Genomic DNA, 24,566 nt, shown 5'->3' on the forward strand with positions numbered 1-24,566 from the left:
GGACGCCGCGACTCAGCCTTCGACGGTGCTCAGACCGTCGATCGCGGCGACCTCCTCGTCGCCGAGCGTGAAGCCGAGCACGTCGAGGTTGGCCTCGATGCGCTGCGGGTTCGTCGACTTCGGGATCACCACGACACGGTGGTGCAGGTGCCAGCCGAGCACCACCTGCTGGACCGTCACGCCGTGCCGTGCGGCGATCTCGGCCAGCACCGGGTTCGCGGCGTCGGTGCGCTTGAGCGGGCTGTAGCCCTCGAGGACGACGCCACGCAGGGCGAGACCGGCGACGAGGCGGGCGTCGAGGTCCCGCGGGCTCCACGGGACCTGGTCGAGCGCCGGTGCCTCCCCGGTCGCATCGATCAGCTCGTCGATCTGCGCGAGCGAGTAGTTGCTCACGCCGATCGCCCGCACGAGTCCCTCGTCGCGCAGCTCGCGGAAGGCCTGCCAGGTGCTCGGCGTCGCCTGCCCGTTCGGCGGCCAGTGCACGAGCCACAGGTCGACGTGGTCGGTGCCGAGCAGCCGGAGGCTCCGCTCGAGCGTCTCGCGCTCGCGGCCCGCCGCCTCGGGGGGCAGCTTGGTCGTGACGAACACCTCGTCGCGCGGGACGCCGGAGTCTGCCAGGCCGCGGCCCACCTGCTCCTCGTTGGCGTAGCCGGTCGCGGTGTCGACGTGCCGGTAGCCGACCTCGAGGGCGTGGCGGACGGCGTGCCGGGCCAGGTCGCCGTCGGACTGCCAGGTGCCGAGCCCGAGGAGCGGGATCGGGACGGAGCCGGTCGGCGTGCGCAGGTCGATGGACGGGATCTGAGGGCTGTTCACCAGACCATTCTGCTGGACGCGCAGGACCTGTGGGACCTGCGGCCCACGCGGGATCTGCGGGACCTGCGGCCCACGCGGGCGCCCGGGCCGTGCGTGAGGCTGGGACATGGCCGGTACGACGACATCCGGTCCGTGCCAGGAGGTGCTCATATGAAGGTTCTCGTCGCAGTCGCCTCGCGGCACGGGTCCACACGTGAGATCGGTGACGCGATCGCCGAGGTCCTGGACGCCGCAGGCTTCGACACTGCAGTGATGGACCCCGACGACGTCGAGGACCTCGCGCCTTACGGTGCCGTCGTGCTCGGCTCGTCGGTCTACGTCGGTCGCTGGGCCGCGTCTGCGCGGGCCCTGGTCGACCGGCTCGTCGTGGCCATCGCCGGGCGGCCCATCTGGCTGTTCTCCTCCGGACCGGTGGGCAACCCGCCGGCCCCGACCGGCGACCCGGAGGAGATCCCGACCCTGATGACCCGGCTGGGTGCCCGGGGCCACCGGACCTTCGCCGGCCGGCTGGACAAGTCCGCGCTGCCCCTGGCCGAGCGTGCCGTGGTGGCGCTCGTGCAGGCCGAGCAGGGCGACTTCCGGGCCTGGCGGGACGTGCAGGACTGGGCCTCGGCGATCGCCGCCGAGCTCCACGCCGAGGAGATCCGTCAGGTCAGGCTCGCGCGCTGAACGCAGTCAGCCGCCGACCAGGGCACCGTCCGCGAGAGTGAGCGTGCTGTCGGCGAGCTGCCGCAGGCCCTGGTCGTGGGTCGAGATGATCGCCGTCATGCCCTCCGCCCTGACGACCGACTGCAGCAGACCCATGATCGTCGCCCCCGTCTCGGCGTCGAGCTGGCCGGTGGGCTCGTCCGCGATCAGCAGCCGGGGTGAGTTCGCCAGCGCCCGGGCGATCGCCACGCGCTGCTGCTGACCGCCGGAGAGCTCCGACGGGCGTTGCGCCGCGTGCGCGGTCAGCCCGACGAGGTCGAGCAGATGCGCGATCCGCTCCTCGCGCTCGACCGGGGCCACCTTGCGCAAGCGCATCGGCAGGCCGACGTTCTCGGCGGCCGACAGCATCGGGACCAGCCCGAAGGTCTGGAAGACGAAGGCCAGCTCGTCGCGCCGCAGTGCCGTGCGGGCCCGCTCGTCCAGGGCGCTGACCTCGGCGTCACCCACGCGCACCCGGCCGGAGGTCGGGCTGTCGAGGCCACCGACGCAGTTGAGCAGCGTCGTCTTGCCCGATCCCGACCGGCCGACCAGGGCGACGAGCCGCCCCCGCGCGATCTCGAAGGACACGTCGCGCAACGCGTGCACGTCGCCACCGGAGGACGGGTAGACCCGGCTGAGGTGTTCGACGACGACCATCGGGCCGGCCTGGGCGGTGACCGGGCTCATCGGCTCTCCCCGTGCTGCTCGTCGGCCGGGACGCCGTGGTGGTCCGGGACGGGATGCTCGCCGGTGTCCGGTGACCCGGCCTGGTGCCGTCCGGCGCTGCGAGCCGGCTGCCGGCTCGCGGCCGGGCGGCGGGTGCCGTCGGGCCAGATGCCGACGTGGTCGGCCTCGAGCTCGAGCCGCACGCGGTCGCGCAGGCCGAGGGTGCTCCGGTAGTCGGCGGGCAGCTGGAGCCTGCCGACCCGGTCGAGCATCGCGTACTCCTCGGCGATCACCGCCGAGGCACCGTGCTCGTCGATCTCGGTGCGGCGCACGACCTCCGAGGCGGTGCGGCCGTCCCGGATCGCCACGGTGCGCTGCACCTGGGTGGAGACGTCGGTGTCGTGGGTCACGATCACGACCGTCGCCCCGAGGTCCGTGTTGGCCGAGCGGAGGGCGGCGAACACGTCCTCGCCGGTCGCGGAGTCGAGCTCACCGGTCGGCTCGTCGGCGAAGAGCACCTGTGGGCGGTTCGCCAGGGCCACCGCGATCGCGACGCGCTGCTGCTCGCCGCCCGACAGCTCGTCGGGACGCCGTCCGGCCTTGTCGCCGACGCCGAGCGCCTCGAGCAGCTCACCGGTCCGCTGGGCGCGCGCCCGGCTGCGGGTCCCGGCGAAGGACATCGGCAGCGCCACGTTCTCGGCGACGGTCAGGTAGGGCAGCAGGTTGCGGGAGGTCTGCTGCCACACGAAGCCGACGACGCCGCGGCGATAGGTCAACCGGTCGGACGCGGACATCCGCAGCAGGTCCCAGCCGGCGACGCGTGCCCGGCCGGCGGTCGGCACGTCCAGGCCCGACAGCACGTTGAGCAGCGTCGACTTGCCCGACCCCGACGCGCCGACGATCGCGATCATCTCGCCGGCGTCGACGAGCAGGTCGAGGCCCTGCAGCGCCTGGACCTCGATCTGCTCGACCTGGTAGATGCGCACGAGGTTGTCGCAGACGATCAGCGCATCCGCGCCGTACTCACGGTGGGCCCGTGCGGTGCCGGGTTCGATCGTGGTCGTCATGGCGTCTCTCCTACTCGTAGGACCTCGCTGAGGCGGTCGCGCCGATGGGTCAGGACCTCGACGCCTGCGGCCAGGACGAGCAGCACGAGGGCGCCGGCCGCCAGCGCGACGACGACCGTGGGCGAGATGCTCGGATCGGGGATGCCCAGGCCGCCGGCGAGCACGTCCAGACCGAGGGCGGGCGCGAGGAGCACGACGATGGTCACGCCGGCCACCGTCCCGCCGAGGACCGCGGCGACCACCACCGGAGCCAGCTCCGCCAGGGCGAGCCACCACCCGAGCCGCCGGTTCATCTCCAGGGTGCGGAGCATGGACAGGGCGCGACCGCGCTCGCGTGCACCGCCGAGCACTGTCGCGACCAGGGCGACGGCGGCGAGCAGGGCCACGGCCGCGACCGCACCGACCATCATCTGCTCGACCCCGGACAGCAGGGCGAGGTCGCGCCGGGCCTCGAGCCACTGCGCGCGGGACAGGACGTCCTGGGTCGGGAGCCCGACCGATGCCGCGGCCTCGTCGGCCCCGGGACCGACGACCAGGACGGTGTCGGCCACCGGAGCCTCGTCCGTGTGCGGGTCGAGGTTCGACAGGTCGATGTAGACGAACGGTCCGTCGAGGTAGCCGCGCGGCGTCCGGTCGGTCGTGCCCACGACGACGAGCTCGACGTAGTTCGGGCCGTAGTACATCGCCAGCTGGTCGGTGACCAGACGCTCGGCCAGCGCTGCGTCCACGACAACCGGCAGCGGGTCCGTCGCGGGCACGTCGGTCGCCAGTGCCGTCAGGCCGTCCGGCACGACGGCCCCGGACGCATCGACCTGCTGGGCCGGTGCCGTGGGTAGCGCCTCGGCGACCTCGAGGTAGCTGCGGTCGATCGCCAGGACCGTGACGATCTCGGTGCTCGTTCCCAGCTTGAGCGTGACGCTGCGGCTCACGTCGGCCGAGGTGACGCCGGTCACCCCCGGCTGCCGGGCGAGGTCCCCGACGACCTCGGCGCTGGTGGGCGCGTCGACGCGGACGTCCGCGCCGATCCGCTCCCAGGAGGCCTCGACCTGACCGTCGCGCACGGTCCCGACCAGCAGCCCGCCGCCCACCGCGAGCGCGACGCCGAGCGTCAGGGCGAGCAGTGGCAGCGCGGCGACGGCGCGCTCGGCGCGTACGGCACCGAGGAGTCCGAGGACCCCGGGCGAGCGTCGGCCCAGGGCGCCGGCCGCGCGGACCGGCCACGGCTGGACCCGCAGCACGACGACGGTGACGGCGATCGCGAGCAGCAGCGGGGCGGCGGCGAGGAACGGGTCGACGCCGTCCGTCGTGGTCTGCAGCAGGCCACGACCGCGCAGCGACAGGAGGGCTGCGGCAGCGAGCAGGACGGCGGCCGCCTCAGCGACGAGCCGACGGGCCCGCCGGCGCCGGCGCAGCGCGGCGCGGTCCTGCCGGTTGGCCGGCTCGCGGCGCCCGGTCCAGGCACCACGGGCGTGCCACATGCCCTGCAGCGGAGCCGCGACGACGGCGACCGCAGCGACGACGACCACCGGCCACGCGTCACGCACCTCGCCCGGGACGGCGAGCCCGGCCCCGACGATGCCGAGTGCTGTGCCACCGGCCGTGACCAGGACGGACTCCGCGAGCAGCCGGACCCCGACGGCGACGACCGAGGAGCCGCGGGCACGCTCGAGGGAGATGGTCGCGGCGCGGCGGCCGACCAGCAGCCGGGAGAGCAGGACGATGACCACGCCGCCGACGCCGATCACCCCGGCGATCATGACCGACATCTGGGCGAGGGCCGCCCTGGCCTGCGACGGGTAGGCCTGCAGGACCTCGTCGAGGCGCGTCACGACTGTCAGCGAGGCTCCCGAGCCTCCGGTCAGCTCGGCGGTGCTCGAGGCGAGACTGCCGACCGCGTCGGTCACCTGGGTGGCGACCTGGTTGGTGAAGGACGTCGGGTCGACGTGCACGCGCACGGTGCCGGCGAACGCGCTGCCCAGCGAGCCGGAGGCGGCGGTGATGCCGTCCGGCGCGGCCAGGACCGTCAGCCGGGTGAAGGCGGCCCGGTTGCTCCGCTCCGGGGTGAACACCGGGGCGAGGACCTCGGGCATCGGGTCCGCGCCGGCGACGGCTGCACCGCCGGGTGTGTCGGCCGGACCGACGAGCCCGACCACCAGGAGATCGACGGAGGGTACGGCGGGCCCGTCGTCGGTGCGCGGGATCCATGCCGCCTGGGTGTCGACAGTGAGCACCATGCCGATCTCGAGTGCGGCGGCCTGCGCGCCGGCCCGCGAGACGACGACCTCGACCGGCGCACCGGCCTGCGCCGGCGTGCGGGCGGCGGGCATCGCCCCGTCGATGATCGTCAGGCCGGGATCCCCGTCCTGCGGGAGGAGGCCGATCTGGATGTCGACGTCGCCGTCGGCGTCCGTCGAGCGGTCCGGCACGTCGTCCCGGGTCACGAGGTTCGTCGGGGGACCGAGGATCGTCGTTGTCGTGCCGGCGTACACGTCCTGCAGGGCCTGCGGCAGACGGGCGTGGAGGTCCTGGCCGAGCTCGAGGAAGAGGTCGGTCCGCGCGACCCGCACCGACGCCGTGCTCAGGGTCGCGCCGTCGCCGACGGCCGAGGTGAGGACGATGTCCGCCCGTGGTCCGGCGGCGCGGACGGCCTCACGGGCCCCGCTGTCGACGGTTCCGAGCACCAGGCGCGGTCCGGCGACCGCGAGGAGCGTGCTCGTCGCGATCAGCGCGGCGACGGCGAGCACCAGCCACGCGTCGCGACGCGCGCGGCGTCGCACGATCAGCCCGCCGGAGCCCACGACCGAGCGCAGGGCGACGATCGCACGGGCGGCCCGGGCAGTCCCGGCCGCCCGGCCGTCGGCGGCGCGGCTCATCGTTCGTCACCCAGCCGCAGCACGGATGCCGGGTCGGCGGTCCGCTGCATCCGACCCACGACCAGCACGACCAGGGCCAGCACGCCGACGACCTCCAGGGCGAGGAGGGCGATGTCCGCCCAGGGCAGGACGACCTCGACCGCGGGCACCGGCGGCAGACCGTCGGCGGAGACGGCGACCAGCGGCCCGACGAGCCAGCCGAGCAGCGCGCCGAGACCGATGCCGAAGGCCGTCCCCAGCACGCACAGCAGGAGCGACTCGACACCGACCACCGCGATCAGGCGACGCCGGGACAGACCGATCGCACGCAGCTGGGCGAACTCCACCTCTCGTGCGCGCAGGGTCGCCGTGGCGTGCACGGCGAAGCCCACCGCGGCCAGGATCGCGGCGGCGAGCGTGACGAGCCACAGCGCGCCCTGCGTCGCGACGCGCAACGGGTGCTCCTGCATGTCCCGGGTCAGCTGCACCTGCCCGACCGCGTGGCCCGCGCCCGGCAGGTCCGCACCGTTCGTGGGCAGCGACGCGAGGTATGCCGCGGCATCCTCCGGCGGGACGTCGACCCACCACTCGTCGACGGCCGCGTGCGCGACACCCGACTGGGCGAGGGCGCGGGCGAGCAGGGTGTGGTCGACGACGACGGTGTCCTGACCGTCAGCCGTCGGTACCCGCGGCGTCGTCCCGGCGACGACGATCTGCACCAGGGTCCCGTCCAGGACCAGGGCGAGGCGGTCGCCCGGCCCGACGTCCAGGCGGTCGGCGAGGCGCGAGGTCAGGACGGCCGGGACGTCGGTGACCGCGGCCCATCCCATCTGCACCACCGTCGCGGGTCGGCGCTCCAGACCGGGCGGGATCGAGACGCGCATGCCGACCTGCCACCCCGGCGGGGTCGTCACGGACATCGGGACCGAGCCGCGCGACTGCGCGTACCACTGCGCGGACTCGTCGACCGCGATCGGGGTGGCGACATGGTCGGGGTCGCCGTCCGTCGCTGTCGGGTCGGCGGGCGCCGTCTCGGCCGCAGGTTCGAGGACCGCGAGGTCCTTGATCGTCAGGTCGACGACCCGGCCGGGGTTGCCGGCTCCGAGCTCCTCGTCGACGACCAGGACGACCGCCTGCAGGCCGACCAGGCGCAGCGGTGTCATCGGCCGCGCGACGCCCGTGGCCTCGGGCAGCAGGCCGCGGACCTCGTGCGGCTCACCGTCGATCGGGACGCTGCCGAGGTCGATGGTCGTCAGCAGCCCGTCGGCGTCCTCGACGATCCCACGGAGCATGGCTCCGACGCCCGGCAGGCCGCCACCGGTGGCCCCGGCGCGGACGGTCGCCGAGATCCCCCGGACGTCACCGGTGAGGTCGATCCCGGTGGCGCGGGCCACCGGCTGATCGAGCAGCCCGGCGATGGCCGAGCCGCCCTCCGCGGCGAGCCGACCATCGATCAGCTCCGAGCGGGCGTCGCCGGTCAGGCCGAGGACGAGGGTGGGGGTGCCGTCCGGGAGCCGGAACGAGTCGAACGCGTCCGGGGACGCGAGCCCGCCGGCCCGGCGGACCACCGGCTGCGGCGCCCCGGTCAGCCCGACGCCGAGGGCAGCGGCCTGCAGGGCCGGGTCACCGGGCCCGTCGGCGACCCGCACCTGGGTCCCCACCGCGAACTCGGCCTGGTCGGCCTGGGACTGCCGCCAGGTCGCGAGGAAGGACTGGCTGAACGTGCCGACGGACAGCGCCAGGGTCAGGAGCAGGACGGCGGCGGTGGCCCGCTCGGTCCGTCGCCCGACCTCCCAGGCTGCGAGCGGAGCGACGACGCCACGTCCGCGCGACCCGATCCGCTCGGCCAGGTGCGACGCGGTCGGGATGAGCCGGACGCACAGCAGGGCACCCGCGAGCAGGGCGATGGCCGGGCCGGCGGCCAGGACCGGGTCGACGGCGAGCGACGACCCACCGCCCAACGGGCTGCGGTACACCTGCAGCTGCCAGTACGCGATGCCCGCGAGCACCAGCAGGGCGAGGTCGACCCCTGACCGCTGCAGCATCGAACGACGGCTCGGGCGGCCGCGGACCTGCTCACCCTCGACGAAGGTGCCGCCCCGGCGCAGCAGCGGCGAGACCAGCACGCCCGCGAAGAGCACAGCGACCCCGGCGGCCGTCGTCCAGGCCGAGGGCGGGATCCCCGGGTCGGTGCTCATCCCGGCCGCGACCATCGCGGGCTGCCGGGCCACGACCTGGTGGACCCACCGGGCCAGCGGGGGCGCCGCGGCAGCGGTGAGCAGCCCGAGGCCGACCGCCTCGAGACCCGCGAGGGACAGCAGCTGACGGCCGGAGGCGCCGCGGGCGCGCATCAGGCGCTGCTCGGTCAGCCGGCTGTCGGTCAGCAGCCGGGCGGTCTGCAGCAGGGCCGCGACGGCCAGCACCAGGAGCAGCAGAGTCACCACGACGACCGTCGCCCTCGTCACGACCAGGGCGGTCGCGACGTCCTTGACGACGGCATGCAGGCCGGTCGTCAGCCGGACCTGGTCCGCGACGAGCCCGACGTCGGCCGGCACGTCGTCCTGCGCCGTGGCGAGCCGGTCGAGCAGCGGGACCACCTGGCCGACGGCCGTCGAGCCGAAGTCGGCGCGGTAGCGCAGCACGGCGAGGTCGAGCCGGATGCCGAGCTCGTCGATGGCGGCGGGTGCCAGGACGAGCGGGCCGAAGGCGTCGGTCGTCACCCGCCCACCCGTGCCGGGGACGGTGAAGCTCGGGTCGTGACCGGCGCCCACGAGGGGGTCGGCCTGCCAGTACGTGCTGCCCGGGTCGGCGGTCCGGTAGATCCCGACCACGGCGACGAGGACCTGCGTCGAGCTCGAGCCCGGTGCGGTCCAGAACGTGTCGCCGACGCCGAGTCCCAGGACGCCGGCAGCCTCCTGGGCGAGGGCGACGGGCAGCGCCGTCGTCGCCGCATCGAGCTGCACCTGGCTCGTCGTCGGCCAGGCTCCGGCCCGCAGCGCGGTGTGCTCGCGCAGGTCGTCGAGGTCAGCGAAGTACGTCAGCGCCGGACTGTCGTCCGTGCGGCGGACGACGTACAGCTCCGAGACGGCTGCGCCGGTCTCGGTGACCGTCCCGACCCGCAGGAGATCCTGCACCGCCGGGCCGACGGCCGAGCGGAGCTCTGCTGTGGTGACGGCCGGCCGGACTGCTGTCACGACGACCTCGGTGTCCGTCGCGGGGGCAGCGGCGAGGGAGCTCCGGACGGCGTCCTGCTCGGTGGCCGAGACGAGCAGGACGAGTGCCGTCACCAGCGTGCAGGCGAGGGTTGCCACGGTCGCCACCACCGCGAGCAGGCGCCACTGCGTCGCCGAGCGGCGAGCCGTGGTCCGCAGCCGCCACGGCCGCAGGCGCAGGGTGCTCATCGCCGCACCGCGCGGACGCGTCTGCCACTGGCTCGCATGTCACCTCGTCGTGTCACCTGCTGCGCTGCCGTGCGGACAGGTCCGCGTGCATCATGCCGCACCGCTGGACGCGCTCCCACGACCGGCCGAGGCTGTCACCGAATCGTTACGTCCATCGGGCCGGCCGACCAGCAGGGCGAGCCTGACGAGCACGCACCCGACCGCGTCCGCCCGGCGCCCTCGCGGAGCCGTGTGACCCCGGATCATCGGTCCAGGTGTGTCAGGCGGAGTCGCGCACCACGACCTCGGCCCCGAAGATCCGGGGCTCGAAGGACGTCGTCTTGCCGGCGATCTGCTCGAGCAGGAGCTCACCGGCGACCCGGCTCATCTCGACCACCGGGTTGCTCATCGTGGTGAGCTGGGGCGAGGTCGACGTGGCGACGCCGAGGTCGTCGAAGCCGATCACCTTGACGTCACCGGGCACCGCCCGGCCGCGCCGTGCGAGCACGCCGAGGGCGCCGGCCGCCATCAGGTCGGATGCGGCGAACAGGCCGTCGATGTCGGGGTGCGCGTCGAGCAGGCGCTCCATGGCCACCGCTCCACCGGCCGACGTGAAGTCGCCACGCACCATCGCCTCGTCGGACAGCCGGGCATCCTGCAGGGCCTGGCGCCAGCCGGCCAGCCGGTCGACGCCGGCTGCCATGTCGAGGGGTCCGGCGATCGTGCCGATCCTGGTGCAGCCGACGGCGATGAGGTACTCGGTGGCCCGCCGTCCGCCGAGGTAGTTGTTGACGTCGACGTACTGCATCGGTCGTGGTGCCGCCCAGGGCCGGCCGACGAACACGCACGGCAGGTGGGACTGGGCCAGGACGGAGTCGAGGGCGTCGTCGCGGTGGTGCGAGACGATCACCGCTCCGTCGACGTGCCGGTTGTGCAGGTAGCGGGCGGTGCGCTGGGTCTCCTCCCCACCCCGGGCGATGAGGAGGATGAGCTGGATCTCGGTCTGCGCGAGGGCTGCGCTGAGCCCCTGGAGGGTGCCGGCGAAGTAGGGGTCGTTCAGGACCGTCTCGTCCGGCTCCGGGACCACCAGGGCGATCGAGTCCGTGCGCCGGGTCACCAGGGTGCGCGCTGCCCGGTTCGGGGTGTAGCCGAGCTCGGCGACGGCCGCGTCGACCGCGGCCTGCGCCTCGGGGCTGACCTTGAGGCCGCCGTTGATGGCGCGTGACGCGGTGGACCGTGAGATGCCGGCGCGCTCGGCGACCTCCTCGAGCGTCGGTGCGTGCGGCGGGACGTCCGCGGCCATGCCTGTCCCGGTAGACCGGACGTCGGGCGTCATCGGCGAGGTCCCTCCTGTGTTCCTGCTGGCGTCAGCGGGGCTGACGGAATGTCATTGTGCGCGGCAGCTCGTGCATACCAGAGACCGGAGGCCTTCGGCGTCCGACGCTTCTCGCGGCCCTCGAGGTGCGCCGCACCCTCGACCCGGTACGCAGCGGTCGAGGCACCCCGCACGAAGCCCTCCGGGACGGAGAGACGTGTGGAGGGCGGGCGCTTCATCGTCGTGTCCTCGCCTGCAGGACGGCAGGCAGTCTCGGGCCGCGATGCCGTTGGAGCGGTGGTGGCCGGCCGCCGCCATGAGAGCGGTTCCACCCTGTCGCCATCCTTGTGGCCCGAAGGTCGCTGTGTCAACGCTGCGACGTGGTGAGATCCGGCGTGGCTGCGCTCCCGCCCCAGGTGCCCGTCACCGGGCCAGCCACCCGGCGCCGATCTGCGCCTCGGCGTCCATCGCAGCGCGGACCGCGCCGGCGGCGGCCTGCTCGACGGCGGCACCGAACAGCGGTACCGACGCCCGGAGCTCACCCTCGAAGTGGTAGGTCGTCGCACCGTCCGGCTCGGGCACGAGGCGCATGATCCCGGTGAGACGGACCGGGGCGCCGGTGATCTCCAGCACCACCGTCCCGCGCCTCGGACCAGGCTCGGGCGCCTCCCAGGCCTCGATCTGCCGCACCTCGAGGCTCGCGCCGACCACGGAGCGCAGATGGGTCGGGATGGCCGACGTCGGCATCTGCCGCCGGGTGGTGACCGTGAACGCACCGCTGGCATCGCCGACCACGTCCGCGTCGTGCGACAGGGCGCCCGAGGCGCGGACCTTGGCCTCCACGAAATCCTCGTCGGCCAGCATCGCGGCGACGCGCTCGACGTCGGCCTCGTAGCGGGCCAGGACTGACAGGTGCACCGGTGCCTCCAGCGTGGGACGTGCACTGAGGCTAACAAGCCATGGGTGTGCTTCACCTAGGCTTTCGGACGTGTCCACCCTCAGTGACCTCGTCGCACGACATGCGGACCTCGCACCGGGCGACGGCGAGTGGCTGCACCTGCTCGTCGGTGACTGGCAGCTGATCTCCGATCTCGCCTTCGCCGACCTGGTCCTGTGGCTGCCCACCCGGAGCGGTGACTGGGTCGCGGTGGCCCAGGCGCGGCCCTCGACCGGGGCGACGGTGCACTACGACGACGTCGTCGGCAGCAACGCCCCGGACGGCCAGCGGCCGCAGCTCGAGCGGGCCTTGTCGGAGGTCGCGATCCAGCGCTCGCGCGAGCCCCGGTGGTTCGGCACGTACGCGGTGCGCGAGGAGGCGGTCCCGGTCGTGCACGACGGCCGGGCGATCGCCGTCGTGGCTCGGCAGACGAACCTCGGCGGGGCACGCACACCGAGCCGTCTCGAGCTCAACTACGTGGAGTCGGCCGACGACCTGGTCGCGATGATCGCCAAGGGGGAGTTCCCTTCGCCCAACGCGCCGACCGGCCCGCGTCGTGGTGCGCCGCGGGTGGGCGACGGGCTGATCAGGCTCAACTCCGAGGGCGAGGTCCTCTATGCGAGCCCGAACGCGCTCAGCTGCTTCCACCGACTGGGCGTGCTCGGCTCGCTGGTCGGCCGCTCGCTGGCAGAGGTCACCACCGAGCTGCTCGAGGAGAGCACCCCGATGGACGAGTCGCTGCCGCTGGTCGTGATGGGCCGCGCACCGTGGCGCACGGACATCGAGGCCCGCGGGGTGTGCCTGTCGTTGCGGGCCGTACCGCTGACCGAGAACCAGAGCCGCATCGGTGCGGTGCTCCTGTGCCGCGACGTCTCCGAGCTGCGCCGCCGGGAACGCGAGCTGATCACCAAGGACGCGACCATCCGGGAGATCCACCACCGGGTCAAGAACAACCTGCAGACGGTGGCGGCACTGCTCCGGCTCCAGGCCCGGCGCATGACGTCGACCGAGGCACGCGAGGCACTCGAGGAGGCCGTGCGGCGGGTCACCACGATCGCCCAGGTGCACGAGACGCTCTCGCAGACCCTCGACGAGACCGTCGACTTCGACTCCCTGGTCGATCGCAGCCTGCGCCTCGCCGCGGACGTCGCCTCGGCCGGCGCCTCGGTGCGCACCGTGCGGACCGGGACCTTCGGGATGGTCCCGGCGCAGGACGCCACTGCGCTCGCGCTCATCCTGACCGAGCTCGTGACGAACGCGGTCCAGCACGGCTTCGCCGGTGGCGGGACGGGGACGGTCGAGATCGTCGCCGAGCGGACCGACTCCCACCTGCACGCCATGGTGGCCGACGACGGGCTCGGTCTGCCGGTCGGGGGCAAGGGACCGATGACCGGGCTCGGTACGCAGATCGTCAGCACCCTGATCCGCAACGAGCTCCAGGGCACGATCACCTGGGTGGCGCGCGAGGGCGGCGGGACACAGGTGGAGCTCGACATCGACCTGCGGGTGCCCCGACCGACCTGAGCCGGCGGCGGACGGACGACGACCCCGGGACCGGGCCAGGGGGAGGCCGGTACCGAGGTCGTCGGGTGAAGAGGTCGTCGGGTGAAGCAGAGGGGGCTGGTCAGCCGCGGCGAGACGTCAGCTGGCGCGGCGGGCGCGTGCGGTACGGCGCTTGAGTGCGCGGCGCTCGTCCTCGGACAGGCCACCCCAGACGCCGGCGTCCTGGCCGGACTCGAGCGCCCACTTCAGGCAGGTGTCGACGACGGGGCAGCGGCGGCAGACAGCCTTGGCCTCGTCGATCTGCTGCAGGGCAGGGCCGGTGTTCCCGATCGGGAAGAAGAGCTCCGGGTCCTCGTCCAGGCATGAAGCGCGGTGGCGCCAGTCCATTGGTTTCTCCTCGAGCACACGGCAGGCCACCCCCGATCGGGGGGAAGGCTTCAGGTGGGGGTTGAACGGAACGTCCTATGACTGAGATCAAGCCTCACACGGTCCCGGCGAGGGCACAAGGGGTAACGGGAAGGTTTCGGGCCGATAACGATGAGGTGTTCGTCACATCGGTTCGACCCCACCCTTCCGCGCGGTGGCTGATACGGCCGAGCAGGCGTCCTAGTCTCGTCGCGTGCCGAATCACCGGACCCGTGGTGTCGAGTCAGCGGCCGACCGGCCGGAGGTCGCCCCGCGCGCCGGAGCGTTCCGGACGGTCGCGCTGGTGATGGTCATGCTCGAGGCGCTGGCCCTGGTCGCCGTCGCCGGCAGGTGGCTGGTCGAGGTCGTCGCGGCCGGCAGCCGGAACCTCGCCGTCGGGCTGTTCGTCGCCGCGTTCTGCCTGGGTGTCGCGGCCATGCTGGTCGTCGCGGCGCGTGCGGTGCTGCGTGGTCGTCGCGGTGGGCGCTCACCCCTGGTCGCCTGGCAGCTGCTGCAGGGTGCGACCTCGGTCGCCGTCCTCCAGGCCGCGCAGGGGCCGGTCGCGGCCGTGGCCTGGGTCGCGCTCGGCGTCGCGACGGCCGCTCTCGTCGCGCTCCTGACCATGATGGCCACCGGGTCCGAGCCGGCATCGGCAGCCCCACTGGTCCGGTGACGGGCGACCGGCCGGTCAGCCACCGGGCACGGGCGGTGCGGGGCCGGCCACCTGCACCGGTGTGACGTGGCCGCGGTGGACCAGGACGCCGAGGCCCGCGCGGCTCGGATGGTCCGGGTCGACGGCCAGGGAGAGATCGACGCCGGCCACGTCCTGCGACCCGGCGGTCAGGGGAGCGAGGACGAGCACCGGCGCAGCGCTGCGCAGCGCGGCAGCTGCCCCACGGTAGGCCGCCGCGGCGCGATCGGTCCGCGTCGCGCCGATCACCCGGGGCACTGAGGTCTCACCCGCCTCGGCGGTGATCACCCAGCTCGCCAGGAGCTCGTCGAGGGCGGGGTCGACCCGGGCCAGGTGCTCGAGATCGTCCACCAGGACCACTCGACGGAGCCGCGGACGGCCGGTGACTCCGGTCGCCAGCCGGTCGAGCAGGTCGCGGGCCTGCACCGTGCTCCGGGCCACGTCGGACACGGTCCGCGGATCGACGTCGGCGAGCGGCCCGCCGCGCGCCACGACCCCGACCAGCCAGCCGGCTCGGTGCAGCGCCGGTGCGAGGGTGGCGAGCGCGGTGGACCGTCCCGACCGAGGTGGTCCGACGACCAGCGCTCCGACCGTGGCGTCGATGAGCACGGGGCCGCCGTCGTCGCCGCCGCGGCCGATCTCGACGAGGTCCGGGCCGCCCGGCCCGCAGGTCGAGCCCACGGGATCGCGAGGGACCCGGACCGGCAGCGGGCGGAGCCGGAGCGGGGCGCCAGGCACCGGCGGGGTCGGCCCGACGTCGGCCGGTGCCCGCGTGTCGGCGCACGGCTCGATGTCGGCAGGCAGGGCGACCTGGCACCGTGCGGCACCGAGCGCGGTGAGGTGGACGCCTCGTCCGGGGCCACCACGCCCGGTCGCCAGGTCCCGCGGAACCCCGAGCATCGCCGCGTCGGACGGGTCGCCGACGGCCAGCACGATCCGCTGTGCAGCATGCGGCAGGAGCCGCAGGACCTCACCGGGCGCGCCGGCGACGGCGACGGCGAGACCGTGATGCCGCCCGTCGCGGACGGTCTGCTCCAGAAGCTCGGCTCCTGCGCCGCGGGGGAGCCGACCCAGGGCGCGCAGCACCGTGCCCGCGTCGTCGACCACGAGCAGGCACGGAGGCTCGTGCCGGCCGGCGCACAGCAGCCCGAGCAGGCGGGCCACGAGACGCGGGTCGTCAGCACCGACCACCGTGCCGACGCCCGGATGCTGCGCCGGTGCGGCCAGCCCGATCGTGTGCACGTGTCGACCGGCGGTGAGCGCGGCGTGCACCACGCTGCGCAGCGCCGTCGTCCGGCCCGAGCCCGGTCGTCCCGCGACGACGAGCGCGCCGCTGCGCCCGTCCCAGCGCACCAGGCCCCGAGCCTGGTCGGCCGGCAGGTCGGTCAGGCCGATGAGAAGACCCGCGTCCTGGCTCGTCGGCTCGTGCGCACCCGCCCGCACCTGCTCGAGCAGGTCCTGCGCGCGGACCGTCGACGGCAGCGGCGGCAGCCAGATCGCCGCGGGAGCCTGTGCGCCGGCCGCCGTGGCCGCCTGCTGCACCATCCGGACCAGCTCCAGGGTGTGGTCGGCCGAGCGAGGCGGACGGCTGCCGGGATCGTCGCTCCGCTCACCTGCGTGCTCGCCCGGTCTCTCGTTCGCGTGCTCACCCCCGTACCGGACGCCGCGATCGTTGCCGAAGCGGTCCCAGCCGGGCGCCCAGCGGACCGACGGCCCGGAACCCGGTCCGGCGTGCCGGTCCGGCGGTAGCGCAGCCCACGCCGTCTGGACGAGCTCGGGCCTTGCCGGGCCCCGGCGCACGAGTGCGCGACCCGGTCGGTCGACCGGGAGCGTGGCGGCGTCGGCGACCTCGACGACATCGGTGGAGTCCGCCGCATCGGTCACCCGCAGGCAGATCCGCAGGGCGACGTTCGCGCGCATCTCGGCGCTGACCGCCCCGGCGGGCCGCTGCGTCGCGAGGACGAGATGGATGCCGAGGGACCGGCCCTGCGCGGCGAGGCGAACCAGTCCCGGGACGAAGTCGGCAAGCTCGTCGCTCAGCGCCCGGAACTCGTCGACGACCACGAGCAGCCGTGGTGGCGCGGCACCGCCGGGCCGCCCCGCCAGCCTCGTGCGCAGCGTCTCGAGGTCCGCGACCACGGCCTCGGCGAGGAGGCGCTCACGCCGGCTGAGCTCGGCGCGCAGCCCGCCCAGCGCACGAGCCGCCTCGACCGGGTCGAGGTCCGTCACCTGGCCGATCACGTGCGGCAGGTCCTTGCAGCTGCCGAAGCTCGCCCCGCCCTTGTAGTCGACGAGCACGACCGCGAGCTCGGTGGGTGGGTGTCGCAGGGCGAGGCTGAGCACGAGGGACTGCAGCAGCTCCGACTTGCCTGCACCGGTCGTCCCGGCGACCAGGGTGTGCGGGCCTTCGGCGAGCAGGTCGAGCGTCACCGGCTCGGCAGCGCTGCCCGACGACCTGCCGATCGTCGCGACGAGCCCCGTCAGCGGTCGGGTGCGCAGGCCGACCCGGTCGTCGACCACCCGGCCCATGGCTCCGCGACGACCGGACCCGTCGCCGACCTGGACGCCCTGGTCAGGCTGCACCTGCCCCCAGGCCCGGAGCAGGGCCGGCACGTCACCGGGAAGCCCCAGGTCCGCGAGCGCGACCTGGCGGGGCAGCTCGTCGACCGGGCGCCGGATCCCGTCCCGTGCCGCGACCCGGCGTGCGTGGTCCTCGATCCAGCGGTCCGGCGCGCAGGGGACGCGCACGTCTCGCGACCCGCCGGGTCCGTCGAGGACGGCGGCAAGGCCGACCTGGCCGACCTCCTGGTCCGCGCGCACCCGAAGGACCCAGCGGCACCAGCCGGGGACCGACGCCGCCGTGTCCTCGACGAGCAGGACGGCGGTGCCCTGACCGCGGCGCGCCACCCACCACCGGTTGAGCACCACCCGCCACGGCGCGCCCCGGTCACTGACCAGGAGGATCGGCTTCCCGGACGCGCGCTCGAGGACCCGCACGGCGCCGGCCGCGTCCCGGGCGACCCACGCCGCGGGCGCCGGGCCGATGCGCCGCTCGAGCCATCGGCACCAGGCCCACTCGGCGTCTGCCTCGCGCCGGTGCAGCACCGACAGCAGCACACCGTCGTCCAGGAGGGCCGCACCCAGCAGGGCGCGGGTGACCGCGAGCGCGTCCTCGCGTCGTCCGACGACGGCCAGGCCCTCCTGGGCGAGCCGCCACCAGGGCAGCGGCCCGGCACCGGGACCGGGCAGCGGGCCGGCACCGGGGCCCGCATCTGCGCCGACGGGTCCCTCGGTCCAGCCGGGCTCCGGCGGGTGCCGCTGCGCCACCAGGGCCAGCCGGACGGACGTCGCGGCCGGGTCGGGTCCGAGGTCGGTGGCGGGTGGCCGTCGCCGCGCACCGGCACCGGGCGCGCCGCGCCTGCCCCCCGTCGTGAGACCGCGGGGTACACCATCCGGTGCACTGCCGGGCGCGCCGCCCCAGACGTCGCCGACGGCCGGGCCGCCGACTGCCGGGCCACCGTCGGCCGGGTCAGCGGTGGCACGCGGTCCGTGGCCCGCCTGCCGTCGCACCCAGCCCACGAGCGCCGGCAGGGCGATCGAGAGCGGACCGCCGAGTGCCATGACGAGGAACACGGGATTGCGGGTGGCGACCGCGAGGGCCGCCGAGGCGACCGCCGGCACCAACCACGTGACGGCGGACGCTGCGGGTGGTCCGGCAGCGGCCGGCCCGGCACGGGTCGGTTCGCGGCTGCCGCGAGCCGACCGGTGGCCGTGCTCCCCGGGGTGGTCGAGGTCCGCGAGCCGGCGGAGCGCCACCGTCGTGCTGCCGAGTGCGAGGAGGTCGGTGTCGCGCGCGCGTACGCCCCGAGGACCGACGGCGCGCACGCGCCGGGCCGGACGCCCGCTCGCCGGCCGGTCCCGGTCACGAGAACCGCGAGCAGGTGGCGTCGGCGTCGCCTGGGCCCGCAGCGCCGTGGTGCCGTTCGCCGAGCCGAGGTCGTCGGCGTGCCAGCGAGCCGGGCGTCCGGCCCGTCGTCGGCGTCGGCGCACCCGTGCGTGCTCGCGGGAGACCGTCGGGTCCTCCACGGCGAGGTGGCCGCGGACGTCCCCGGTCGACGGCCCGCGACCGATCCGCACCGTGCCGTCGCGCCCGGGGACGGCGATCCGGCCGGCATCGGGTCCGGCGACCACGGCGACGTGCCATGGCGCCGTCGTCGCCAGCATCGTCGGGTCGGGCGGACCGGCGCCGACGCGCACACGCGAACCCGGGAGCCACGGCACCGCCCCCGCCACCTGGTCACCACTGACGACCTGGCCGTCGACGGTGAGCGTGAGATGAGCCAGGTCCGACCGGCCGGTGAGGCGGACGAGTCCCGGGCGGCACCCGGCGAGGGTCGCCCCGTCCGGGACGTCGACGTCACCGCCGGGTTCGAGGGTGAAGCGCATCGGCCGAGCATGGCGGTCACACCCGCAGCGGGCGCCCGGGGTCTGGGCGCACTGGGGAGGCCGACACCACCCACAGGCCGGACCGCGCACGCCACGCCCCGCGCACGCCCCGCCACGGCACGTCACGGCACGTCACGGCAAGTCACTCCACGGCGAGCGCCTCGACCGGCGAGGTCCGGGCCGCACGTCGGCCGGGGAGCACCGAGGCGAGCAGCCCGGCCAGGAGCGCGACGGTCATCACCAGGCCGAGGTCGCGCCACGGCACGGTCAGGCCCACCGGGCTGATCTCACCGAGCAGGGTCCGGGCTCCCGCCCAGCCGTAGAACGTCCCGAGGCAGGCTCCGACGACCGCCCCGACCCCGGCGATCAGCATCCCCTCGATCGCCAGCGTGCTGCGCAGCTGGCGTCCGGAGAGCCCGATGGCCCGGAGCGTCGCGGACTCGCGGCGCCGTTCGAGCACCGAGAGCGAGAGCGTGTTGGCCACCCCGACGAGGGCGATCACCACCGCGACGCCCAGCAACCCGACGACGACGGCGAGCAGCGTGTTGACGACCCGCTGGTAGAAGGCCCGCTCGACGGCCGCGCCGACGGTCTCGAGCGCCACGCCGGACTCGCTCGCCACGGTGCTGATCTCGCCGACGACCTGCTCCGCCGCACCGTCGTCGCTGAGCCGGATCCACAGCCGGCTCACCAGGGCGTCGGGCTGGACGGACGCCAGCCCGCGCGGGGTCAGCACCACGGCATAGCCGGGCAGGTCGGTGACCTCGACCGTGAAGGACTGCTCGACGGCCGGCGGCTCGGCATCCTGCCCGCCTGCCGCCCCACCTGCCGTGCCGACCGGGTCCTCGACGGTGAGCGGCTCGACCTTCGCGGCCTCGCCCGACCGCGCATCGGCCGCCGCGGCCTCGTCGGCCCAGGTCGCCGTCTGCTGCCCGAGGGTGATCACCTGGCCGGTCGTCAGGCCGGTCCACGACGCGACCTGTCGGGGGACGATCACGGTGGAGTCGTCGAGGCCCGCGATCTGCTCGGGCGCCTTGAGCGCCTGCCCGGCAGCCGCCGGCTCGACACCGCGGGCTTCGACGAACCCGCCGTCCGTGCCGGGAGCGAGGCCGCTGGTGATCTCCACCATCGTGCCGGTCAGCTCGGCGACCGACGCGACGCCGTCGATGGCGCGGACCTGGCCGGCGATCCCGGCAGGCAGCGCCGGGATGGTCATCCCGTCCCCGACGGTGCCGACGGCGACGTCGACCGAGAACTCCTGGTCGAGGCTCTCGTCGAGTGCTATCCGCGTGCTGGCGGCACCGGTGGCCATCATCGACACGAGCGTGACGCCGATGAACAGGGCCGCGCTCGTCGCAGCCGTCCGCCGCGGGTTGCGGATGCTGTTGGCTGCGGCGAGTCGCGCCGCGGTCCCGCCGCGACGCCCCAGGAGCGCACCGGCCCAGCCGACGAGTCGTGGCACCCAGAACACGGACCCGACGAGCACCCCGACGAACGAGAGGGCCCCGCCGAGCACGCCGATCCCGAGACCGGTCATGAGCGAGCTGTCCCGCGCCAGGGTCATCCCGACGACGAGCGCGGACCCGCCGCCGAGGGTCAGCAGGGCCGACGCGACAGCACGGAACCGGCCGGAGCGGTCGCTGACCCGCGGCGTGTCGGACGGTCGCAGCGCGGCGAGCGGGGAGACCCGGGTCGCCGCCCGGGCCGGTGACAGGGCGGCGAGGACCGTGACCAGCGTGCCGACGACCAGCGGGGCCACCACGACGGCCGGGGTCATCGACACGGCGGACGGCAGCGGGACGTCCGTGCCGGTGCCGGCGAGCACCATCAGCACGACCTGGACCACGACCGTGCCCAGCACGAAACCTGCGAGGGAGGCGGCAGCCCCGAGGATCAGGGCCTCGAGGATCACCGAGCGGTGCAGCTGGGCGCGGTCGGCGCCGACGCAGCGCAGCAGGGCGAGCGTGCGGGTGCGCTGGGCGACGAGGACCTGGAACGTGTTGGCGATCACCAGGGCCGCGACGAGCAGCGCCACCGCGGCGAACCCGAGCACGATCGCGGTGAACACGTCAGCGCTGCCGGTCAGCTGGGCGGTGGTCTCCTTGGCCTGCTCGTCGATGGTGCGGATCGCCAGCTGGCTGTGCGGCAGGGCGTCGCCCAGCGCGTCCCGCACGGCGGTCGCCGAGGTGCCGTCGGCGACGGCCACCAGGGCGTACCAGTAGTACGGGTCGCCGAGGTTCTGGAACGCCGACCAGGACTCGAGCTGGGCCGGGACGACGACGGCGACGCCACCGGTGCTCAGGAAGGCGGCGGCCGAGACGTCCAGCAGGCCGACCACCTCGAGCGTGCCGGCTCTGGCCTCGGTGGCCTCCTTCCCGTCGTCGGCGACGCGCCACGACGTCTCGGTGGACTGCACGGTGTCGCCGACCTCGACCCCGAGCAGGGTCGCGGCGTCCGACGGGAGCGCGATCTGGCCGGCCCGGGCCGGCAAGGTCCCGTCGGCGAGATCGGCGGTCTGCAGGTCCGGCGAGGCCGCGAGCGCTGTCACCTGGACGTACGTCTGCCCGCTCGGGCCGGCGAGCTCGATCCCGGTCTCCAGGTAGCCGTGCACCGCGTCGACGCCGGGGACCTGTGCCACCGAGGCGAGCGTCGGGTCGGTGATCTCGCCTTCGCTGACCACGAGGTCGGCGTCGCCGTAGCCGGTCGTCACGGCGTCGTAGGTCGTGCGGGTGATCGCGTTGCCGGCCAGCAGCGTCGCGGCGACGAAGGCGGTGCCGATGCAGATCGCGATCCCGGCGGCCATCAGCCGGCCGAGGCTCCGTCGCATCTGGGCGAGGGTCAGACGCAGCATCAGCGGACCGTCGCCGGCTCGTCGAGCGAGCGCAGGGCGTCGAGGCCGGCGAGCACCGACTCCGGCGTCGGGTCGGTGATGTCCCCGGCGATCCGCCCGTCGGCGATCAGCACGACACGGTCGGCATAGGCAGCCGCCGACGGGTCGTGGGTGACCATGATGACCGTCCGGCCGAGCTCGCGGACCGATCGCCGCAGGAAGCTGAGGACCTGGGCCCCGGCCCGGGAGTCCAGGTTGCCGGTGGGCTCGTCGGCGAAGACGACGTCGGGTTTGGCGATCAGGGCGCGGGCGATCGCGACGCGCTGCTGCTGGCCACCGGAGAGCTCGCTCGGCCGGTGCGTGAGCCGGTCGGCGAGGCTCAACGTCGTCACGAGCGTCTCCAGCCAGGCCGGGTCGGCCGTCGTGCCGGCGAGCTCGAGCGGGAGCGTGATGTTCTGCTCGGCGGTGAACATGGGCAGCAGGTTGAAGGACTGGAAGACGAAGCCGACCCGGTCCCTGCGCAACCGGGTGAGCGACCTGTCGTCCATCGAGGTGATCTCGGTGTCGCCGACGTACGCCGTGCCCGAGGTCGCCGAGTCGAGTCCGGCGAGCAGGTGCATCAGGGTCGACTTGCCGGACCCGGACGGGCCCATGATCGCGGTGAAGGCGCCCGCGGCGAAGTCGACGTCGACCGCGTCCAGGGCCCGGACCTCGGCCTCGCCGGTGCCGTAGACCTTGGTCAGGCTGCGGGCGCGGACGGCGGTGGCCGGGCCTGCGGGGGTGGTCACGGTCGTCGGCGGCTCGGACTTCGGCGAGGTCGTGGTCAGGTCCACGGGGCTGCTCCAGGTCAGGTCGGTGTCAGGTTCAGGACGACCGTACGGACGCCGCACGAGCGGCGGCATCGCGCCCCGGCATGGTCCTGCCCCGCGCGCCGTCATCCTGTGGTGGGAGGGCTGCGCCGGCGGGGTTCGCCCGGGACGTCAGGATCCGGGCCGGACCAGACCGCTCTCGTAGGCGGTCACGACGGCCTGGACGCGGTCGCGTGCCGCGAGCTTGGAGAGGATCCGCCCGACGTGCGTCTTGACGGTCGCCTCGGCGACGAACAGGTCACGACCGATCTCGGTGTTGGACCTGCCGCGCGCCATCAGGACCAGCACCTCGCGCTCGCGGTCGGTGAGCTCGGCCAGGCCCGGGTGCGGGGTGGCCGGGTCCGAGTCGGGCAGGACGGTGACCAGGTGCTCGAGCAGGCGACGCGTGCTCGACGGCGCGATGACCGCGTCGCCGGCGTGCACGGTCCGGATGGCTGCGAGCATCTCCTCCGGCGGGGCGTCCTTGAGCAGGAACCCGCTCGCACCGGCCCGGATGGCGGCCAGCACGTACTCGTCCAGGTCGAAGGTCGTCAGGACCACGACGCGCGGGACCGTGCGCGTCGCACCGGGTGCGCCCGGCGCGAGCGGTGTGCTCGGGTCGGTCAGGCGCGCGGTGGCCGCGAGCCCGTCGAGGTTCGGCATCCGGACGTCCATCAGCACGACGTCGGCCTGGACCAGCGCGAGCCGGCGCAGCGCCTCGAGGCCGTCGCCGGCCTCGACGACGACCTCCAGGTCGGGCTGGGAGTCGATCACCATCCGGAAGCCTGCGCGGACGAGCTGCTGGTCGTCGACGAGGGCGACGCGGATCGGTGGCGCCGTCGGCTCGGTCATCGGGTCGTCCGTCATGAGTGCTCCTCGATCCTGGGCAGCGGGATCTCCGCGCGCACCCGGTAGCCGCCACCCGGACGTGGTCCGACGGTCAGTGTGCCCCCGAGCATCGCAGCCCGCTCCCGCATGCCGAGCACACCCTGGCCGGCGCCGTCGGTCCCGGCCGCTGCGCCCCGTCCGTCGTCGCTGACCTCCAGGACGAGCGAGGCTGCGGTCCACTGCAGCAGGACGGTCGCCGTCGGCGCAGGTCCGGCGTGCTTGAGGACGTTGGTCAGGGACTCCTGGCAGATCCGGAAGACCGTGAGACCGGTACCCGGCGGGAGCCGCCGTGGCGTCCCCATCCGCACGAGCGAGGTCCGCACGCCGCTGCCGCGGATGTGTTCGACGAGCAGTTCGATGTCGGCGACGTCGGGCTGCGGGCTCAGGTCGGTGACGGCTCCGCCGACCCGGCCGCCGCCGGCGGGCACCCCCGGCGGTTCGGGTGCCGTCGGTGCGCCCTGCTCGGGGCGCAGCACGCCGAGCAGCCGGCGCATGTCGGCCAGCGCCGCCCGGCCGGTCTCGGCGACGGTCATCAGCGAGCGGGTCGCCGCGGTCGGGTCCTGGGCAGCTGCGTACCGGCCCCCGTCGGCCTGGGCGATGATCACCGACAGCGAGTGCGCGACGATGTCGTGCATCTCGCGCGCGATCCGGGTGCGCTCGGCCGCCGTGGCGAGCTGCGCCTTCTGGTCGCTCTCGATCTCCAGGCGGTGCGCGCGGTCGACCAGGGAGTCGATCGTCTCCCGGCGCGAGCGGCGCACGAGCGCGAACGCGAAGACGCTCAGCGACATCAGGGTGAGGGCGAACGCCGAGAACTGGCCGTACTCCGCGCCGGCCCGGCCGTTGCTGAACAGGTCGACAACGGCAAGCAGGGCGGCACCGACCAGGGCACCGGAGATCGCCGTGCGGTAGGCCCACACGGGGCCGTGCACGGTGACCGAGTACAGCGCCAGCAGCACGACGATGTCGGCCGGGACGATCAGGTACTCACCGAGCAGGAAGTGCAGGAGGGCGACCGAGAACACCGTCGCCGCCGATCCGGCGGGGTGGGTGCGACGCCAGACGAGCGGGACGACGAGCGCCAGGGCCCACCAGCCCGGTCCGATCGGGCCCGAGTCGTCGGTCAGGCTCGACGAGATGGGCACCAGGAAGAGGGCGAGCCCGAGGGCCCCGATGGCGTCGACGACACCCCGCTGGGACTCGTCCCAGGTACTGACGCGCTCCCACCACCGCACCGGCTC

At 74.6% G+C, this 24,566-nt stretch carries 16 protein-coding genes; 3 read left to right on the forward strand and 13 right to left on the reverse strand.

All coding sequences use genetic code 11. The annotated features are described in order from the left end of the window. Positions 1-12: 12 nt before the first annotated feature. Positions 13-813 (reverse strand): aldo/keto reductase, encoded by an 801-nt coding sequence (locus K415_RS0113475; protein ID WP_024287570.1) that lies wholly within the window; start codon positions 811-813, stop codon positions 13-15. Positions 814-963: 150 nt separating this feature from the next. On the opposite strand from K415_RS0113475, the gene K415_RS0113480 reads away from it, so the two are divergent. Continuing rightward, positions 964-1,482: a flavodoxin domain-containing protein gene (locus K415_RS0113480; RefSeq protein ID WP_024287571.1), complete on the forward strand. Its 519-nt coding sequence runs from the start codon at positions 964-966 to the stop codon at positions 1,480-1,482. A gap of 6 nt (positions 1,483-1,488) precedes the next feature. Here K415_RS0113480 and K415_RS0113485 read toward each other — a convergent pair whose 3' ends face one another. The 6 genes from K415_RS0113485 to K415_RS0113510 form a co-directional block, all read right to left on the reverse strand. Next, on the reverse strand, positions 1,489-2,187 hold the full coding sequence (locus tag K415_RS0113485; RefSeq protein ID WP_024287572.1) for an ABC transporter ATP-binding protein: 699 nt from the start codon (positions 2,185-2,187) through the stop codon (positions 1,489-1,491). Beyond that, positions 2,184-3,233: an ABC transporter ATP-binding protein gene (locus K415_RS0113490; protein WP_024287573.1), complete on the reverse strand. Its 1,050-nt coding sequence runs from the start codon at positions 3,231-3,233 to the stop codon at positions 2,184-2,186. The genes K415_RS0113485 and K415_RS0113490 overlap by 4 nt, the downstream gene beginning before the upstream one ends. Beyond that, entirely contained in the window at positions 3,230-6,106 is a 2,877-nt protein-coding gene (locus tag K415_RS0113495) for a hypothetical protein (RefSeq protein ID WP_024287574.1), read from the reverse strand. The genes K415_RS0113490 and K415_RS0113495 overlap by 4 nt, the downstream gene beginning before the upstream one ends. Continuing rightward, positions 6,103-9,486, reverse strand: a complete 3,384-nt coding sequence (locus tag K415_RS0113500; protein WP_024287575.1) for an ABC transporter permease — start codon at positions 9,484-9,486, stop codon at positions 6,103-6,105. Before K415_RS0113500 ends, K415_RS0113495 begins: the two co-directional genes overlap by 4 nt. A gap of 259 nt (positions 9,487-9,745) precedes the next feature. Further along, positions 9,746-10,768, reverse strand: coding sequence for a LacI family DNA-binding transcriptional regulator (locus K415_RS0113505; protein ID WP_024287576.1), 1,023 nt, complete (start codon positions 10,766-10,768; stop codon positions 9,746-9,748). Positions 10,769-11,203: 435 nt separating this feature from the next. Next, positions 11,204-11,698 (reverse strand): DUF2505 domain-containing protein, encoded by a 495-nt coding sequence (locus K415_RS0113510; protein ID WP_024287577.1) that lies wholly within the window; start codon positions 11,696-11,698, stop codon positions 11,204-11,206. 70 nt (positions 11,699-11,768) lie between these two features. Between K415_RS0113510 and K415_RS0113515 the strand changes: the two genes are divergently transcribed. After that, the gene (locus K415_RS0113515) at positions 11,769-13,241 is read left to right on the forward strand and encodes a sensor histidine kinase (RefSeq protein ID WP_024287578.1); all 1,473 of its coding nucleotides are present in this window, start codon (positions 11,769-11,771) and stop codon (positions 13,239-13,241) included. A gap of 117 nt (positions 13,242-13,358) precedes the next feature. Here K415_RS0113515 and K415_RS0113520 read toward each other — a convergent pair whose 3' ends face one another. Next, entirely contained in the window at positions 13,359-13,607 is a 249-nt protein-coding gene (locus K415_RS0113520; RefSeq protein ID WP_024287579.1) for a WhiB family transcriptional regulator, read from the reverse strand. A 232-nt stretch (positions 13,608-13,839) separates the two neighbouring features. On the opposite strand from K415_RS0113520, the gene K415_RS22870 reads away from it, so the two are divergent. Next, positions 13,840-14,298 carry a hypothetical protein gene (locus K415_RS22870; RefSeq protein ID WP_024287580.1) on the forward strand — a complete coding sequence of 153 codons (459 nt, stop codon included), beginning with the start codon at positions 13,840-13,842 and terminating at the stop codon, positions 14,296-14,298. A gap of 15 nt (positions 14,299-14,313) precedes the next feature. Here the strand turns inward: K415_RS22870 and K415_RS0113530 are convergent, their stop codons facing one another. From K415_RS0113530 to K415_RS0113550, 5 genes are all read right to left on the reverse strand, one after another. Then, a complete protein-coding gene (locus K415_RS0113530) occupies positions 14,314-18,762 on the reverse strand; it encodes an FtsK/SpoIIIE domain-containing protein (protein ID WP_024287581.1) in 4,449 nt (1,482 codons plus the stop codon). A 142-nt stretch (positions 18,763-18,904) separates the two neighbouring features. Further along, positions 18,905-21,613 (reverse strand): ABC transporter permease, encoded by a 2,709-nt coding sequence (locus tag K415_RS0113535; protein ID WP_024287582.1) that lies wholly within the window; start codon positions 21,611-21,613, stop codon positions 18,905-18,907. Continuing rightward, a complete protein-coding gene (locus tag K415_RS0113540; protein ID WP_369795229.1) occupies positions 21,613-22,425 on the reverse strand; it encodes an ABC transporter ATP-binding protein in 813 nt (270 codons plus the stop codon). Before K415_RS0113540 ends, K415_RS0113535 begins: the two co-directional genes overlap by 1 nt. Positions 22,426-22,572: 147 nt before the next feature. After that, positions 22,573-23,292, reverse strand: a complete 720-nt coding sequence (locus K415_RS0113545; protein WP_024287584.1) for a response regulator transcription factor — start codon at positions 23,290-23,292, stop codon at positions 22,573-22,575. Between the two features lie 11 nt (positions 23,293-23,303). Next, positions 23,304-24,560, reverse strand: coding sequence for a sensor histidine kinase (locus tag K415_RS0113550; RefSeq protein ID WP_024287585.1), 1,257 nt, complete (start codon positions 24,558-24,560; stop codon positions 23,304-23,306). Positions 24,561-24,566 lie beyond the last annotated feature (6 nt).

It is taken from the genome of Cellulomonas sp. KRMCY2 (assembly GCF_000526515.1).
In the GTDB taxonomy this organism is placed as follows: Bacteria; Actinomycetota; Actinomycetes; order Actinomycetales; family Cellulomonadaceae; genus Actinotalea.

What these genes read in the sequence shown, in the direction of transcription:
- K415_RS0113500 (WP_024287575.1), bottom strand. Translation starts at nt 9,486, where the DNA reads ATGAGCACCCTGCGCCTGCGGCCGTGGCGGCTGCGGACCACGGCTCGC.
- K415_RS0113545 (WP_024287584.1), bottom strand. Translation starts at nt 23,292, where the DNA reads ATGACCGAGCCGACGGCGCCACCGATCCGCGTCGCCCTCGTCGACGAC.
- K415_RS0113505 (WP_024287576.1), bottom strand. Translation starts at nt 10,768, where the DNA reads ATGGCCGCGGACGTCCCGCCGCACGCACCGACGCTCGAGGAGGTCGCC.
- K415_RS0113535 (WP_024287582.1), bottom strand. Translation starts at nt 21,613, where the DNA reads ATGCTGCGTCTGACCCTCGCCCAGATGCGACGGAGCCTCGGCCGGCTG.
- K415_RS0113480 (WP_024287571.1), top strand. Translation starts at nt 964, where the DNA reads ATGAAGGTTCTCGTCGCAGTCGCCTCGCGGCACGGGTCCACACGTGAG.
- K415_RS0113485 (WP_024287572.1), bottom strand. Translation starts at nt 2,187, where the DNA reads ATGAGCCCGGTCACCGCCCAGGCCGGCCCGATGGTCGTCGTCGAACAC.
- K415_RS0113490 (WP_024287573.1), bottom strand. Translation starts at nt 3,233, where the DNA reads ATGACGACCACGATCGAACCCGGCACCGCACGGGCCCACCGTGAGTAC.
- K415_RS0113495 (WP_024287574.1), bottom strand. Translation starts at nt 6,106, where the DNA reads ATGAGCCGCGCCGCCGACGGCCGGGCGGCCGGGACTGCCCGGGCCGCC.
- K415_RS0113530 (WP_024287581.1), bottom strand. Translation starts at nt 18,762, where the DNA reads ATGCGCTTCACCCTCGAACCCGGCGGTGACGTCGACGTCCCGGACGGG.
- K415_RS0113520 (WP_024287579.1), bottom strand. Translation starts at nt 13,607, where the DNA reads ATGGACTGGCGCCACCGCGCTTCATGCCTGGACGAGGACCCGGAGCTC.